We start from the raw sequence: 15,446 nt of genomic DNA, 5'->3' as shown, positions 1-15,446 counted from the left end.
CTCCTGATCCCGACGACGGGCCCGCCCGTCGCCGACCATTGCCCCGCGCGGCCGACCGCCCGCGCCCCGGCCGGTCCCGACCGCCGGTCCCAGTCCCTTCGACCGATGAGGCAGCGACGCGATGATCGATCGCAGCGACCCGCAATGGTACCGTGACGCCATCATCTACCAGATCCACGTCAAGTCGTTCTTCGACGCGAACAACGACGGGATCGGCGATTTCGAGGGGCTGACCCAGCGCCTCGACTACGTCCGCGACCTCGGCGTCACGGCGATCTGGCTGATGCCGTTCTACCCCTCGCCGCTCCGCGACGACGGCTACGACATCGCCGATTACGAGGGCATCAACCCGTCCTACGGGACCATGGAGGATTTCAGGGCCTTCGTGGCGGCGGCGCACGAGCGCGGCCTGCGGGTGATCACCGAGCTCGTGATCAACCACACCTCGGACCAGCACCCCTGGTTCCAGGCCGCCCGGGAGGCGCCGCCCGGCTCGCCCGAGCGCGACTTCTACGTCTGGTCGGATACCGACGAGCCCTACCGGGATACGCGGATCATCTTCCTCGACACCGAGGCCTCGAACTGGACCTGGGACCCGGTCGCCAAGCAGTATTTCTGGCACCGGTTCTACAGCCATCAGCCGGACCTGAATTTCGACAACCCGAAGGTGCTGGAAGCGGTCATCGCGACCATGCGCTACTGGCTCGACATGGGCGTCGACGGGCTGCGGCTCGACGCGATCCCCTACCTGATCGAGCGCGACGGCACGAATTGCGAGAACCTCGCCGAGACGCACGACGTGATCAAGAAGATCCGGGCGGCGCTCGATGCCAGCTACCCCGACCGGATGCTGCTGGCCGAGGCCAACCAGTGGCCGGAGGAGACCGCCCAGTATTTCGGCGACGGCGACGAATGCCACATGGCGTTCCACTTCCCGCTGATGCCGCGGATGTACATGGCGATCGCCCGGGAGGACCGGCACCCGATCACCGACATCATGCGCCAGACCCCGGAGATCCCGGAGGGCTGCCAGTGGGCGATCTTCCTGCGCAACCACGACGAGCTGACGCTCGAGATGGTCACGGCCGAGGAGCGTGACTACCTCTGGTCGTTCTACGCCGCCGAGCGCCGGGCCCGGATCAATCTCGGCATCCGCCGCCGCCTCGCGCCGCTGCTGGAGAACGACCGGCGCAAGATCGAGCTGATGAAGTCCCTCGTCCTGTCGATGCCCGGCACGCCGGTGCTGTATTACGGCGACGAGATCGGCATGGGCGACAACATCTATCTCGGCGACCGCGACGGCGTGCGCACGCCCATGCAGTGGTCGCCCGACCGCAACGGCGGCTTCTCCCGGTCGAACCCGCAGCGCCTGTTCCTGCCGGCGATCCAGGACCCGATCTACGGCTTCGACGCGATCAACGTCGAGGCGCAGACCCAGGCGCAGACCAGCCTGCTCAACTGGACGCGGCGCATGATCGCGATCCGCAACAACAGCGTCGCGTTGGGCCGCGGCACGATCCAGTTCCTGTATCCCTCGAACCGCAAGGTCCTGGCCTGGATCCGCGAGCACGAGGACGAGCGGATCCTGTGCGTGGCCAACCTGTCGCGCGCACCCCAGGCGGTGCAGCTCGACCTGTCGGAATTGCGCACCGCGGTGCCGATCGAATTGACCGGCGGCACCGAATTCCCGCCGATCGGCGACCTGCCCTACCTGCTGACCCTGCCGTCCTACGGCTTCTATTGGTTCAGCTTGAGCGCCGCGCGCTCCGGCGTGGTCGGCCCGCAGCAGGAGCCGCCGGAGCTGTTCACCCTGGTGCTCACCGGCGGCATCGAGAGCCTGATGTCGGGCCGCGAGCGCGTCGCCTTCGAGCGCACGGTGGTGCCGTCGTTCCTGATGAGCCGGCGCTGGTTCGGCGCCAAGGGCTCGCGGATCCGGGCCGTGAAGGTCATCGACTGCGCCGCCCTGAAGGACGGCGACGGCAGCGCGCGCTTCCTGCTGCCGCGGCTGCAGGTGCAGCTCGCCAACGGCGAGGCCCAGGACTACTTCGTGCCGGTCGGCGTCGAGGAGGGCCGCGAGGACGAAACGCTCCTGCCCTTCGCGGTCGCCCGGGTCCGGCGCGGCCCGCGCACCGGCCTGCTCTACGGCGCGGCCGGCTCCAACAGCTTCGCGGCCTGCCTGATCGAGGACATGCGCCGGGGCACCGAGCTGCCCACGGAGAGCGGGCGGCTGGTCTTTGCCACCACCTCGGCCTTCGACCCGGAGGTCACGGTCGACGTGGCCGACATCCGCCGGCTCTCGGCCGAGCAGAGCAACACCTCGATCGCCATCGGCTCGAAGATGATGCTCAAGCTGCTGCGCCGCCTGCAGCCGGGCATCCATCCCGAGATCGAGGTCGGGCGCTTCCTCACCGAGCAGGCGGGCTTCGCCAACACCCCGGCTCTGCTCGGCACCCTGGAGCACGTGGCCGAGGACGGCACCCGCACGGCGCTGGCGGTGCTGCAGAAGTTCGTCATGAACCAGGGCGACGCCTGGACGCTGATGCTGGAGGGCCTGCGCCGGGACTTCGAGACCGTGGTGCTCACCCCCGAGAGCGAGGCGGCCACCCCCGCGGAGGCGTTCCAGGCCCATGGGCCCTGGGCGGACCTGCTCGGGCGGCGCACCGCCGAGCTGCACGCGGCGCTCGCCATCGAAACCGACGATCCGGCCTTCGCGGCCGAGCCGTTCACCGAGGACGATCTCGCGGTGCTGGCGCGCGACGCCCGCCACCAGGCCGAGCGCGCCTTCCGGGCGCTCAAGGGCTTGGCCGAGCGCGGCCTCGATGCCGGCAAGCCGTCCTGCGCGGCGCTGGCGGGGCGCGCGAGCGAGGTCGAGGCCTTGATCGCGGTGCTGACCGCCGAGCCGCCGGTCGGCGCCCACAAGACCCGCATCCACGGCGACTACCACCTCGGCCAGGTGCTGGTCGCCGAGAGCGACCTGATCATCGTCGATTTCGAGGGCGAGCCCTCGCGTCCGGCCGACGAGCGCCGGGCCAAGTCGATGCCGCTGCGCGACGTGGCCGGTCTGATGCGCTCCTTCGCGTACGGGGCCGAGACGGTGACCCGCGAGATCGCCGCCCGGTTCGGCGACACCGAGGAGCGGGCACGGGACGCCGCCGCCGCGTGGCGGGGCATGATCGAGTCGGCGTTCCTGACCGGCTACCACTCGGCCGTGGAGGGGTCACGGGCGGCCGTGACCGACCCTGGCACACGGGCCCGGCTGCTGCGCCTCTGCCTGCTGACCAAGGCTCTCTACGAAGTCGATTACGAGGCCAACAACCGGCCGGACTGGATCGAAATTCCCGCCCGTGGGGTTCTCACCATTCTGGACACGGACGGACACGAGCCCGGAGCAACGGAATGACGGCGATCGACGAGACCTTCGCAACGCGGGTCGACCCGGAAGCGGCGACGGCGCGGACCGCGGATGTCCCGGGCTCCGGCACCGAGGCTGCGGCGCCGAGCGTCCATCCGGACGCGATCGCGGCGCTGATGGCCGCCAGCCACGGCGATCCGTTCGCGGTGCTCGGGCCCCACCGGGTCGGGCCCAAGGCCTGGGAGGTGCGCGCCGTGCTGCCCGAGGCCCGGGCCGCCACCCTGGTGATGGACGGCCGGACCGTGCCGTTCGAGAAGCGCCACCCGGACGGGTTCTGGGTCGCCAAGGCCGAGGGCGAGCACCGGCCGCTCTACGAGATCGAGGTCGAGTCCTGGGACGGCACCAAGCGCCGCCGCTACGACCCCTACGGCTTCGGCTCGTCGATCGAGCAGTACGACGTCGCCTCCCTGCGCGAGGTCGGCACCAACCTCGTCTACCGGATGCTCGGCGCCCAGTCGGGGCAGCTCGACGGCATCGACGGCTTCCGTTTCGCGGTCTGGGCCCCGAATGCCCGCAAGGTCAGCGTGGTCGGCGACTTCAACGACTGGGACGGGCGCCGCCACCCGATGCGCCTTTGGCAGGACGGCGGCATCTGGGAGCTGTTCGTGCCCGGCCTCAAGGCCGGCGCGCGCTACAAGTTCGAGATCCGCGGGCCCGACGGGTCCCTGGTCCCGCTCAAGGCCGACCCGGTCGCCTTCGCGGCCCAGCACCCGCCGGAGACCGCCTCGGTCACCCATGGGTCGGGCGAGTTCGACTGGCGCGATTCCGGCTGGATGAGCACCCGCGGCGCCAAGGATCCGCGCCACGCGGCGATCTCGGTCTACGAGGTCCATCTCGGCTCCTGGGCGCGGGTGCCCGAAGAGGGCAACCGCTACCTGACCTACCGCGAGCTCGGCGAGCGGCTGATCCCCTACGTCAAGGATATGGGCTTCACCCATATCGAGATGCTGCCGATCACCGAGTTCCCGTTCGACGGATCCTGGGGCTACCAGCCGGTCTCGCTGTTCGCGCCGACCAGCCGCTTCGGCACGCCGGAGGACTTCGCCGCCTTCGTGGACGCCGCCCACGAGGCCGGCATCGGCGTGCTGCTCGACTGGGTGCCGGGCCACTTCCCGCTCGACGCCCACGGGCTCGGCCTGTTCGACGGCACCCACCTCTACGAGCACGCCGACCCGCGCCAGGGCTTCCACCAGGATTGGGGCACCTACATCTACAATTTCGGGCGGACCGAGGTCGCGACCTTCCTCGCCGCCAACGCCCGGTTCTGGCTGGAGCATTACCACCTCGACGGCCTGCGGGTGGATGCCGTCGCGTCGATGCTCTACCTCGACTATTCCCGCCGCCAGGGCGAGTGGATCCCGAACCGCTACGGCGGCAACGAGAACCTCGACGCGATCGATTTCCTGCGCAAGACCAACGAGGCGACCTACAGCCACGCGCCGGGGACGATCACGGTGGCCGAGGAATCGACCTCTTGGCCCGGCGTCTCGCACCCGACCTACACGGGCGGCCTGGGCTTCGGCTTCAAGTGGAACATGGGCTGGATGCACGACACCCTGCATTTCATGCAGGAGGATCCGATCCATCGCCGTTACCACCACCACAACCTGACCTTCGGGCTGCTCTACGCCTTCTCGGAGAATTTCGTCCTGCCGCTCTCCCACGACGAGGTCGTGCACGGGAAGGGCTCGCTGCTCGGCAAGATGCCGGGCGACCGCTGGCAGAAATTCGCGAACCTCCGGGCCTATTACGGCTTCATGTGGGGGCATCCCGGCAAGAAGCTGCTGTTCATGGGCGGCGAGTTCGGCCAGGAGCGGGAGTGGAACCACGACACCAGCCTGGACTGGCACCACCTCGACGACCCGCTGCACAAGGGCGTGCAGAGCGTGGTGCGCGATCTCAACCGGCTCTACGTCTCGACGCCGGCCCTCTACAGCCGCGATGTCGAGCATACCGGCTTCCAGTGGCTGGTGGCGGACGATCAGGACAACAGCGTGATCGCCTGGGCCCGCAAGGGCGCCAAGCCCGGCGAGGTCGCCATCGTGGTCTCGAACTTCACGCCGGTGCCGCGCGAGGGCTACCGGATCGGCGTGCCGCAGGCCGGCTTCTACCGGGAGGCGTTCAACTCGGATGCCGGGGCGTATGGCGGCTCCAACCTGGGCAACCAGGGCGGTTGCCACACCGACGACCAAGCGAGCCACGGCCAGAAGCAGAGCCTGTCGCTGACCCTGCCGCCGCTCGCCACGATGATCTTTTTGCTGGAGGGGTGAGGAGGCTTTCGCCTCCGTCCAGACGTCACGGCGTCATCCCGGGATCGCGCAGCGGAGCCCGGGATCCAGACCCGCGACGCGTCACGGTCCGCACCGACGGCGGATCTGGGTTGCCCCTTCGGGTCCGGGTTCGCCTGCGGCGCCCCGGAACGACGGCCCACAGTGAAGCGGCGCGAAAGGACGCTCCCCCGCTACCGGGAGGGACGATCCGGCGCGAACGGGCTTGCCCCTCCCGCGGGGGGAAGGCCGCGAAAAGTCCCTACGCCGCCCGCCAGCGCAAAGCCGTGCTGTTGCCGATGGCCCGGCCATAGAGCCCGGCATAGTTGTCGGCGGCCTGGTCCCAGCCGAACCGGGCCGACATAGCGCGCCGCCGCATGGCGTTGAGGCGCTTCTTCTGGCCGAAGGCCTCCAGCGCCCGGCGGACCGCCGCGCCGAAGGACGCCGCCGAGGCGTCCGCGAAGGTGAAGCCCGTCACCCCGTCCTCGACGGTGTCGGCCAAGCCCCCGGTCCGGCGCACGATCGGCAGGGAGCCGAAGCGCTGCGCGTACATCTGCGCCAGCCCGCAGGGCTCGAAGCGCGAGGGCATCAGCAGGAAGTCGCTGCCGGCGAACATCCGCCGGGCCTGCGCCTCCTCGAAGCCGACATGGACCCCGACCGCGTCGGGATGGCGCTTGGCGAGTCCGCGGAGCGCCTGCTCGAACCGGCCCTCGCCCTGGCCGATCACCACGAGCTGGCCGCCCTCGGCCACGATGGCCTCGGCCGCCTGCAGGCTCAGGTCGATGCCCTTCTGGTGGACGAGCCGCGACACGATGGCGAAGAGCGGCCCGCGGGAGACGGCCAGGCCGAATTGCTGGCGCACCGCCTCGGCATTGGCGCGCTTGCCCTTCCAGTCATCGACCTCGAAGCGCGTCGCGAGGTGCGGGTCGGCGCTCGGGTCCCAGGTCTCGTCGATGCCGTTGAGGATGCCGGCGAGCCGGCCCTGGCCGGCGCGGGTGCGCAGCAGCCCGTCGAGGCCGCAGCCCATCTCGGCGGTCTGGATCTCCCGCGCGTAGGTCTGGCTCACCGTGGTGACCTGCGAGGCGTAGAAGATGCCGGCCTTCAGGAAGGAGAGCTGGCCGTAGAACTCGGCACCGTCGACCTGGAAGGCCGATTCCGGCACGCCGAGGCGGGGCAGGGCGTCCCGGGGAAACAGGCCCTGATAGGCGAGGTTGTGGATCGTCAGCACGCTGGGAACCCGCCGGCCGCGCCAGGCGAGGTAGGCGGGGGCCAGAGCAGCCTGCCAGTCGTTGAGGTGCAGCAGGTCGGCCGCCCAGTCGGGATCGATGCCGGCGGCAAGTTCGGCCGCCGCGAGGCTGAGACGGGCGAAGCGCAGGTCGTTGTCGCCGAAATCACCCTGCTGGTCGCCATAGGGCGTGCCGTCGCGCTCGTAGAGGTCGGGGCTGAGCAGGACGTAGATGCGCAGGCCGTCGACCGCCTCGACCAGGCCGAGGTCGCAGGCCGGGATTCCCGCGAAGCCCTCGAGGCGGGCGATGACCGGGATCTCAGGGAACGCCGCGCGGACCTGCCGGTAGCCGGGGATCAGCACGCGGATGTCGTAATGCGGCACCAGGGCCCGGGGCAGGGCGGCCGAGACCTCGCCGAGACCGCCGGTCTTCACGAAATCGGCCATCTCGGGCGTGGCGTAGAGGATGCGGCGGCGCAGGGAGGCGGGACGGGCCGGAACCGATACGGGAACGACGCCGTCCTCTTCGCTCGATGACCACTCGGCGAAGGAACCACCACGGCGCGCATCGAGCATCGGCATTGATCCTGGCCGGGCGGAATGCCCCGGTCCGGCAGACGACCGGCCAAGTACGGCTGTCGCGATCTCAACCACGGCTAAAGCTCCTCCGCCGCGACGGTTCCGTTGCGACGCACAAAATAGGCCACCGCGTGCATTAAGCTTCACTTACCTATGTCGCATTGCAACAAGAAATCGCGCCGGATCGACGGTTTTCGATCGATGAGCGCGCCTTTTCGGGTGGAGAGCGCGCTGGCCAGCCGCCTACGGCTGACGGCTTCGGCAGCGCCGCCTGTGCGAGCGGAGCGCAGCTAACCCAGAGGGCGCCAAGCTCATCCTGGCACGCGGCCCTGGGCCACGTCGCGCCGCCTATTCGGACGACGAAGTGCCGTTCCATCAGTGCCGGACCGTTGGACCGGCGTTCCCGATTCGGCGCGTCGCCCGGATGCGCAGATCCGGGCTGCTCACCCGTCGCGGCGCAGGATCACCCCCTCGGCGGGTCCCAGCGCCAGGGTCAGGCCGGCCGTCTCGCCCGCGCGCCCCGCATGGGTCGAGAGCAGCACGGTCCAGCCGCCCTCGGGCAGCGGCAGTTCCTGCGCCACCGCGCCGAAATTCAGGAGCACGCGCAGAACGGCGGCGTCGGCGAAGCGCTCGTAGGCGAACACCTCCGCGATCCCCAGCGGCACCGGCCGGTAGCCGCCCACGGCGAGTGCCGGGTGGTCGCGGCGCAGGCCGAGCAGCCGCCGATGCAGGGTCAGCATCGAGCCAGGGTCGGAGCGCTGGCTCTCGACATTGCGGGTCGTCCAGTCCTCAGCCAGCGGCAGCCAGGGCTCGGCCGTGGAAAATCCGGCCTGCGGGCTGTCGTCCCACTGCATCGGCGTGCGCTCCGGATCGCGGCCGTGCCCGGGCTCGTTGTGCTCCCACGGGTCGCGGGCGCGCTCCGGCGGGATCGGCACGTGGCCGAGGCCGATCTCGTCGCCGTAATAGAGGGTCGGCGTGCCCCGCAGGGTCAGGAGCAGCATCGCGGCGATGCGGGCCTGATCGGCCCCGACGCGGGCGGCGATGCGCGGCTGGTCGTGATTGCCCAGCACCCAGTTCGGCCAGCCGCCCTCGGGCAGGGCCGCCTCGTACTGCGCCACGAGGTCGGCCACCGCGTCGGCCCGCCACGGGGTCTGGATCAGCTGGAAATTGAACGGCAGGTCGGCGCCGGTGAGGTCCGGGCCGTAATAGGCGACCAGCCGCTCCACCGGCAGGTAGATCTCGCCGATCAGCACCCGCTCGCCGTACTGGCGCAGCACCGCCCGCATCCCGGCGATCACGTCGAAGATCTCAGGCCGGTCGGCGGAGTAGACCTGGGTGAAGCGGTTGATCTCGGGCGCGCCCGGCGCGTAGTCGGGATTGGCCGGGTTGTCGCGGAAGCCCGCATCCTTCATCAGGTGCCAGATCACGTCGACCCGGAACCCGTCGACCCCGCGCTCCAGCCAGAAGCGCAGCACGTCGTGCATGGCCGCCCGCACCGCGGGGTTGCGCCAGTTCAGGTCCGGCTGCTCGGCCAGGAAGGCGTGGTAGTAGTACTGGCCGGTGGCCGCGTCGAAGGTCCAGGCCGGGCCGCCGAAATTCGACAGCCAGTTGTTGGGCGGACCGCCGCCCGGCGCGGGGTCGCGCCAGATATACCAGTCCCGCTTCGGGCTCGTGCGCGACGACCGGCTCTCCGCGAACCATTGATGCGCGATCGAGGAATGGTTCGGCACGAAGTCGAGGATCACCTTCAACTTCCGCCGGTGGGCCTCGGCGACCAGCGCGTCGAAATCGGCCAGCGTGCCGAACAGCGGGTCGATCCCGCAATAATCGGCCACGTCGTAGCCGAAATCCGCCATGGGCGAGGGGTAGACCGGCGAGATCCACACGGCGTCGACCCCGAGCCAAGCCAGGTAATCCAGGCGCGCCGTGATCCCCGGCAGATCGCCGACGCCGTCGCCGTTCGTGTCCTGAAAGGAACGGGGGTAGACTTGGTAGACGGTCCCGCGCTTCCACCAGACGGTGTCGGTCATGCTGCGCCTCTCGCTTTGTCGGCCCAGGGTTGAGTACAGAGCCGCGCGCCCGCGACCGGCGGCAGATGCGGCCCGGGCCTATCCGGCGCGTGTGACTGGAATGTCACGGCGGCGCGCCATATGTGCTGCTGCGTGTCCGTGCGCTCCGCCGGGGCGGCGCTGCCACGACTTCGCCGGAAGCCGACCGCACGGTCGGACGCTTCGGGGCACGGATCGCCGTCCGTTCATGCGGCGGCAATCCATCAAGAGAGATAATCCGCCCACGATCCTCCCGGCGCAAGAATCCGGGGACTGACTTTTGGGGGACCCGCACGTGTTGAACGATGTTCTGATCCGACCCGCCCCCCAGGAGGCCTCGCGCGACGAGCGCGCTTCGGAGGCGCCGGCGCCTGCTCCTTGGACCGTCCCGGCGCTCTCCGCAAGCGGCGATGCCGTGGTCGATTTGCGGGAATCGATCCGCGCCAAACTCACCTTCGCGCTGGGCCGCACGCCCGAGACCGCCCGCCCGCGCGACTGGTTCGTGGCGACCGCGCTGGGCCTGCGCGAGCGGGTCGTGGCGGCGGCGCTGGCGTCGGAGCGCGGCGTGCCGAACAAGCGCGTCTACTACCTGTCGCTGGAATTCCTGATCGGCCGGCTGATGTCGGACGCCCTGAACAATCTCGGCCTCACCGAGACCACCCGGGCGGCGCTCCGGGAGCTCGGGGTCGATCTCGACGCCGTGCAGGAGGCCGAGCCCGACGCGGCTCTGGGCAATGGCGGCCTCGGGCGGCTCGCCGCCTGCTTCATGGAGAGCATGGCCAGCATCGGCATCCCGGCCATGGGCTACGGCATCCGCTACGACCACGGCCTGTTCCGCCAGTCCTTCGAGGACGGCTGGCAGCGCGAGGCGCCGGAGACCTGGCTCGCAGAGGGCAACCCCTGGGAATTCGCCCGGCCCGAGGCGACCTACACGATCGGCTTCGGCGGCACCGTGACGCTGTCCTCGCCGGAGGAGGGGGTGATCCGGCGCCACTGGCAGCCGGCCGAGGCCGTGCGGGCGGTGGCCCACGACGTGCCGGTGGTCGGCTGGCGCGGGCGGCACGTCAATGCGCTCCGCCTGTGGAAGGCCGAGGCCGGCGAGCCGATCGACCTCGCCCGCTTCAACGGCGGCGACCATGTCGGGGCGGTCGCGGCGCGGATGCGCGCCGAGGCGATCTCGCGGGTGCTCTATCCGAGCGATTCCTCGGCCGAGGGCCAGGAGCTGCGCCTGCGCCAGGAATACTTCTTCACCGCGGCCTCGATCCAGGATCTGGTGGCCCGGCACGTGGCCGAGCGCGGCGACGTGCGGTCCCTGCCCGACCACGCCGCCATCCAGCTCAACGACACGCACCCGGCGATCGCGGTGCCGGAGCTGATGCGCGTCCTGCTCGACGTCTACGGCCTCTCCTGGGAGGATGCCTGGCACGTCACCACCCACACCCTGCACTACACGAACCACACCCTCCTGCCCGAGGCGCTGGAGACCTGGCCGGTGGAGCTGATGGAGCGGCTGCTGCCGCGCCACATGCAGATCATCTACCTGATCAACTGGATGCACCTGGAGGAGCAGGCCAAGCACGGCCGTCAGGACGCCGCCTACCTCGCGTCGATCTCGCTGATCGACGAATCGCACGGGCGGCGGGTGCGGATGGGGCACCTCGCCTTCCACGGCGCGCGCCGGGTCAACGGCGTCTCGGCGCTGCACACCGACCTGATGCGCTCGACGGTCTTCTCCGACCTGCACGCGCTGGATCCCGACAAGATCGTCAACAAGACCAACGGCATCACCTTCCGCCGCTGGCTGCACAACGCCAATCCGGGCCTCACCCGGCTCGCCGTGGAGACGGTGGGCGCCGGCGTGCTGGACAACCCCGAGCTGCTCCGGGGCCTCGAGGCCCATGCCGAGGATCCGGCCTTCGTGGCGCGCTACGCGGCGGTGCGCCGGGAGCGCAAGGAGGCGCTCGCCGCCCTCATCGCCGAGCGCACCGGCATCGACGTCGATCCGGACGCGCTGTTCGACATCCAGGTCAAGCGCATCCACGAGTACAAGCGCCAGCTCCTCAACGTGATCGAGACCGTGGCGCTCTACCAGGCGATCAAGGCCGAGCCGCACCGGGACTGGACGCCCCGGGTGAAGATCTTCGCCGGCAAGGCGGCGCCGAGCTACGTCCGGGCCAAGCTGATCATCAAGCTCGCCTGCGACGTCGCCAAGGCGGTCAACGACGATCCCGAGGTCGCGGGCCGGCTGAAGGTGGTGTTCCTGCCGAACTATTCGGTGAGCCTCGCCGAGTCGATCATCCCGGCCGCGGATCTCTCCGAGCAGATCTCCACCGCCGGCATGGAGGCCTCGGGCACCGGCAACATGAAGTTCGCCCTCAACGGCGCGCTCACGGTGGGCACCCTCGACGGCGCCAACATCGAGATTCGCGACCATGTCGGGGCGGACAACATCTTCATCTTCGGCCTGGAGGCCGACGGCGTCCGCGCCCGGCAGGCCGAGGCGGATTACGCGGCCCGGGCGATCCAGGCCTCCCCGCGTCTCGCTGCGGCCCTCGACATGATCGCCTCGGGGCGGTTCTCGCCGGAGGAGCCGGGCCGGTTCCGGCCTCTCACCGACGACCTGCGCCAGCACGACCAGTACCTGCTGACCGCCGATTTCGACGCTTACTGGCGGGTCCAGCGGTCGATCGACGCCGCGTGGCGCGATCCGCGCGGCTGGTGGGCCAAGGCGATCCGCAACACCGCCCGGATGGCGTGGTTCTCCTCCGACCGGGCGATGCGCGAATACGCCCAGGAGATCTGGCGGGTCCGGCTGGGCTGAGCGTCTCGGGCCGCGCCCGGGGGCACGCCCCCGTCAGCGGCCCCTGAGCCGCAACCCCGCGCGGCGCAGAGCGCGCTGGAGCCGGTGGCGCAGGAGCGCGGCGCGCGCGGCGAGCCCGAGCCTGCGCCGGCAGAACACGTGCGACACGCGCCCGAGCCGCGGCCCCCGGTCGGGCTCGCCCTTGCGCAGGGGGATGTCCGGCAGGTCCGCCGACTGCGCGACCCGGAGGGACCGGGCCGCCGGAAACCGGACGCTGCGGAAGACCGAGCGCGTGTAGTAGGAGAAGGCGTCGTAGGCGAGGATCGCGCGCGCCCGTCCGGTCGCCGGATCCTCGACCGTCAGCGTGCCCATCTGCGGCCCGTAGGTCACGAGCAGGCCGATCACGTCCCGGGAATGCCCGAGCGGGATCTCGGCGCGTCCGCCCTCCGGAATCTCCAGGAATTGCAGCGGGATGCCGTTGCGCCGCGATTCGAACCCGCAGGTCAGGCCGGGGAGCGTGCGCAGGGGCAGGGATTCGAACCGGCCGGGCAGCACGCGGAACCGGTCGATATAGGCACGGCCCGGCGGCGGGGCGCGCAGGAAGCTGTAGACCAGGGTGCCGTAGAGCTCGGCCCCGGCCGGCGTGACGTGGGTGCCGTCCGTCAGGAGATAGGTGATGTCCCCCGCGCCCGCCTCGGCCGCCGGGGCGGCGATGTCGAGGGACGGGATGCCGTAGAGGGCGCGGTACTCCGCGAGCAGGCCGGCGACGGGCTCGGCCCCGTAATCGACGCCGCCCTGGTGGAGGTTGAGGAAGGCGACGGGCAGGGCGCGCCGGGCGGTCGCCGCGAGGATGTCGTCGAGATAGGCCCGCATCGTCGCGCCGTCGAAGTAGCGGACGTTGCCGGTGAACAGTTCGAGGAGGACGTGGTCGCAGGGCGTCGCGTCCAGGATCTCGTCGATCAGGCAGGCGAGGGTGGGCAGCGAGTGGCCGCCCCAGCCGCACCGCAGGAACGCGACCGGCCGCCCCTCGGCTTCGGCCAGGGCGTTCGCCCGCTCGACATAGCCCGGCAGTTCGGTGACGCTGTAGCCGAGGCAGAGGACGCGGAACATCGGGACGCGGGATCCGCTCGGCTCACGGTCGGGGAGGAGGTCCGGGCGCGGGTATCAGCCGATCCCGCCCGCGTCGAGGCGGAACGGCCCGCGGGCCGTGCGCCGTCGTGACCGTCAGTCGAGCACGATCGGGTAGCAGCGCGCCCCCACCGAGGCGGCGAGCACCTGCACGGCGCCCACCGTCGAGACGTCGCCGGCCACGTGGACGACGTCGGTGGCGCGCAGGCTCGGCAGGTGGGCGGTGAGCGGGCCGGAGCGCACGTCCGGCGGCCGCTGGCGCCCGCGATCGGCGCAGAGCACGATCCGGGCGACGCCGGTGCGGCGCAGCCAGTCCAGGCTCTCGCGCATGTAGAGGTCGAGGGCGTCGCGGGCGCCGACCGCCAGCGCCAGCTCGCGGGCGGGCTCGACGTAGCGGGCCGCCCGGGCGATCGCCCAAATCGGGCCGAAGCCGGCGCCGGCCGCCACCAGCACGAGGCGTCCGCCCCCGGGGCGGTACTGACCCCGGCCCACGGGACCCTTCAGCCGTACGGGCTGGTCGAGCCGGATCGCGTCGACCGCATCGCCCTCGGGGTCGCGGGGGATGTGGAACACCGCCTCGTTGATCTCGGCCGCGCCATCGACCCGCAGCGTCGGGGACAGGGTCATGGCGGGCATCCCCGCGAAGGTCACGAGGGCCTGGTGGCCCGGCTCGCCGGTCGGGCGCTTGGTCAGGGTCGCCACGATTTCGACGATGCCGGGGCTGAGCCGGCGGATCCCGGTGACCGTGCCCTTGCGGAGGCTGACGGGCGCTGCCGCCGCCTCTTCCTGGGCCTGGATCGGGGCGCCGGGCAGGGCGGGCCGCAGGGCTTCGGCGCGGGCGCGGCGGGCGGGCTGCCGGCGGCCGGAGGGCGCCACGGCCCCCTGGCCGGCGAGCAGCATGCCGTTCAGCGACGGGAGCGGCGCGATCATGCCCTCGGCGAGCGCCGCCTCCAGCGGCGTATCGCCGGTCGAGACGCGCACCGACCGGCCGTTGACGACGAGCGAGCAGCGCGCCCCCATGGCTCTCCCCCGCATGCCCTGGTGACGGATCAGCGGGCGCGGATCAGGAGCGTGTCGACGAGGGCCGCCCAGCGCTCCCGGGTCGCGCGGACATCGTCGGTCGGGGCGGAATCCGTGAGGAGCTGGCGCTGCGCGCGCAGTGCCTCGACCTCCTGCCGTTGGGCGCGGAGCACGGCCTTCATCACCTGCAGCTCGGTCTCGAGCCGGGCGATCTCGTCGGCCTCGTCGGCCTCGGCCGAGAGGTCGTCGGCATACGCGTCGACGGATTCGTCGGTGGCGCGCGCCGCGCGGCCGGGCAGGGGCAGCCGGGTCCGGGCCTGCTGCTCCAGCCGCACCGGCCGGGCCATCAGGCGGCGCACGAGGTCAGAGCTGCCTGCCTGCTGAAAACGCCGTGCCGCCTCGGCCATCCGACCCATCCCCTGCGCGGGCGCTGAAAGGCCCATCCGTCAACAGGAGCTTGATCGGACATGGTTAAGGCAGCCTTAAACCGATCGGCGAGTCACGCCGCTTCCGCGGCCGCCTGCTGCATCACCCGGGCGACGAGCGCGTAGGTCTCGGTCCAGGCCTCCCGCACCTCCGGGGTGAAATCCGGGCCCAGGCCCTGCTCCAGGGTCCACAGCAGGGCCGCGCCCACCGGCTCGTAATGGGCGGCCTGCGTGCCGTAGGCCACGTGCTTGCGCCCGAGGTCCTGGAGGGCCGGGACCACGGTCTCCGGATGGGCGAGATTGGCCACCGCCAGTCCCAGCATGGCCATCAGCTTCTGCTTCTGCTCGGTCATGTCGACGGGGAAGAGGCCGCGCACCTGCGGGGCGATCTCGAACAGGCGGCCGTAGAACAGGTCGGCCGCCGTCCCGGCGATGGGCCGCACCTTCGCGAAGCTGTCCTGCACCAGCCTGATCTGTTCGGGCGTCATCGCATCCCCTGCCACCACGTTGATCGTTGGTCGACAGTATACCGGATTCGCCAC

At 71.0% G+C, this 15,446-nt stretch carries 9 protein-coding genes; 3 read left to right on the top strand and 6 right to left on the bottom strand.

Annotation, left to right across the window (positions count from 1 at the left end):
* The first annotated feature begins 121 nt into the window (after nucleotides 1–121).
* Both treS and glgB read left to right on the top strand, forming a co-directional pair.
* On the top strand, nucleotides 122–3,400 hold the full coding sequence (treS, locus tag JOE48_RS29760; protein ID WP_210035415.1) for a maltose alpha-D-glucosyltransferase: 3,279 nt from the start codon (nucleotides 122–124) through the stop codon (nucleotides 3,398–3,400).
* Nucleotides 3,397–5,682 (top strand): 1,4-alpha-glucan branching protein GlgB, encoded by a 2,286-nt coding sequence (gene glgB / locus JOE48_RS29755; RefSeq protein WP_210035413.1) that lies wholly within the window; start codon nucleotides 3,397–3,399, stop codon nucleotides 5,680–5,682. The genes treS and glgB overlap by 4 nt, the downstream gene beginning before the upstream one ends.
* A gap of 259 nt (nucleotides 5,683–5,941) precedes the next feature.
* On the opposite strand, the gene glgA is transcribed toward glgB, so the two are convergent.
* Together glgA and JOE48_RS29745 are read right to left on the bottom strand one after the other, a co-directional pair.
* Entirely contained in the window at nucleotides 5,942–7,480 is a 1,539-nt protein-coding gene (gene glgA, locus JOE48_RS29750) for a glycogen synthase GlgA (protein ID WP_210035411.1), read from the bottom strand.
* A gap of 446 nt (nucleotides 7,481–7,926) precedes the next feature.
* Nucleotides 7,927–9,513: an alpha-amylase family glycosyl hydrolase gene (locus tag JOE48_RS29745; protein ID WP_210035409.1), complete on the bottom strand. Its 1,587-nt coding sequence runs from the start codon at nucleotides 9,511–9,513 to the stop codon at nucleotides 7,927–7,929.
* Nucleotides 9,514–9,826: 313 nt separating this feature from the next.
* Between JOE48_RS29745 and JOE48_RS29740 the strand changes: the two genes are divergently transcribed.
* Nucleotides 9,827–12,352 carry a glycogen/starch/alpha-glucan phosphorylase gene (locus JOE48_RS29740; RefSeq protein ID WP_210035407.1) on the top strand — a complete coding sequence of 842 codons (2,526 nt, stop codon included), beginning with the start codon at nucleotides 9,827–9,829 and terminating at the stop codon, nucleotides 12,350–12,352.
* 33 nt (nucleotides 12,353–12,385) lie between these two features.
* On the opposite strand, the gene JOE48_RS29735 is transcribed toward JOE48_RS29740, so the two are convergent.
* From JOE48_RS29735 to JOE48_RS29720, 4 genes are all read right to left on the bottom strand, one after another.
* Nucleotides 12,386–13,441 (bottom strand): hypothetical protein, encoded by a 1,056-nt coding sequence (locus tag JOE48_RS29735; RefSeq protein ID WP_210035405.1) that lies wholly within the window; start codon nucleotides 13,439–13,441, stop codon nucleotides 12,386–12,388.
* 114 nt (nucleotides 13,442–13,555) lie between these two features.
* Entirely contained in the window at nucleotides 13,556–14,479 is a 924-nt protein-coding gene (locus tag JOE48_RS29730; protein ID WP_210035403.1) for a ferredoxin--NAD(+) reductase, read from the bottom strand.
* Nucleotides 14,480–14,508: 29 nt separating this feature from the next.
* Nucleotides 14,509–14,886: a hypothetical protein gene (locus JOE48_RS29725; protein WP_210035401.1), complete on the bottom strand. Its 378-nt coding sequence runs from the start codon at nucleotides 14,884–14,886 to the stop codon at nucleotides 14,509–14,511.
* A 92-nt stretch (nucleotides 14,887–14,978) separates the two neighbouring features.
* A complete protein-coding gene (locus JOE48_RS29720; protein ID WP_210035399.1) occupies nucleotides 14,979–15,392 on the bottom strand; it encodes a globin family protein in 414 nt (137 codons plus the stop codon).
* Nucleotides 15,393–15,446: the final 54 nt, after the last annotated feature.

The organism is Methylobacterium sp. PvR107 (genome assembly GCF_017833295.1).
Classification (GTDB): domain Bacteria; phylum Pseudomonadota; class Alphaproteobacteria; order Rhizobiales; family Beijerinckiaceae; genus Methylobacterium.
The sequence above is the reverse complement of the archived record's forward strand: the minus strand, read 5'-3'. Positions and strand labels throughout refer to the sequence as shown.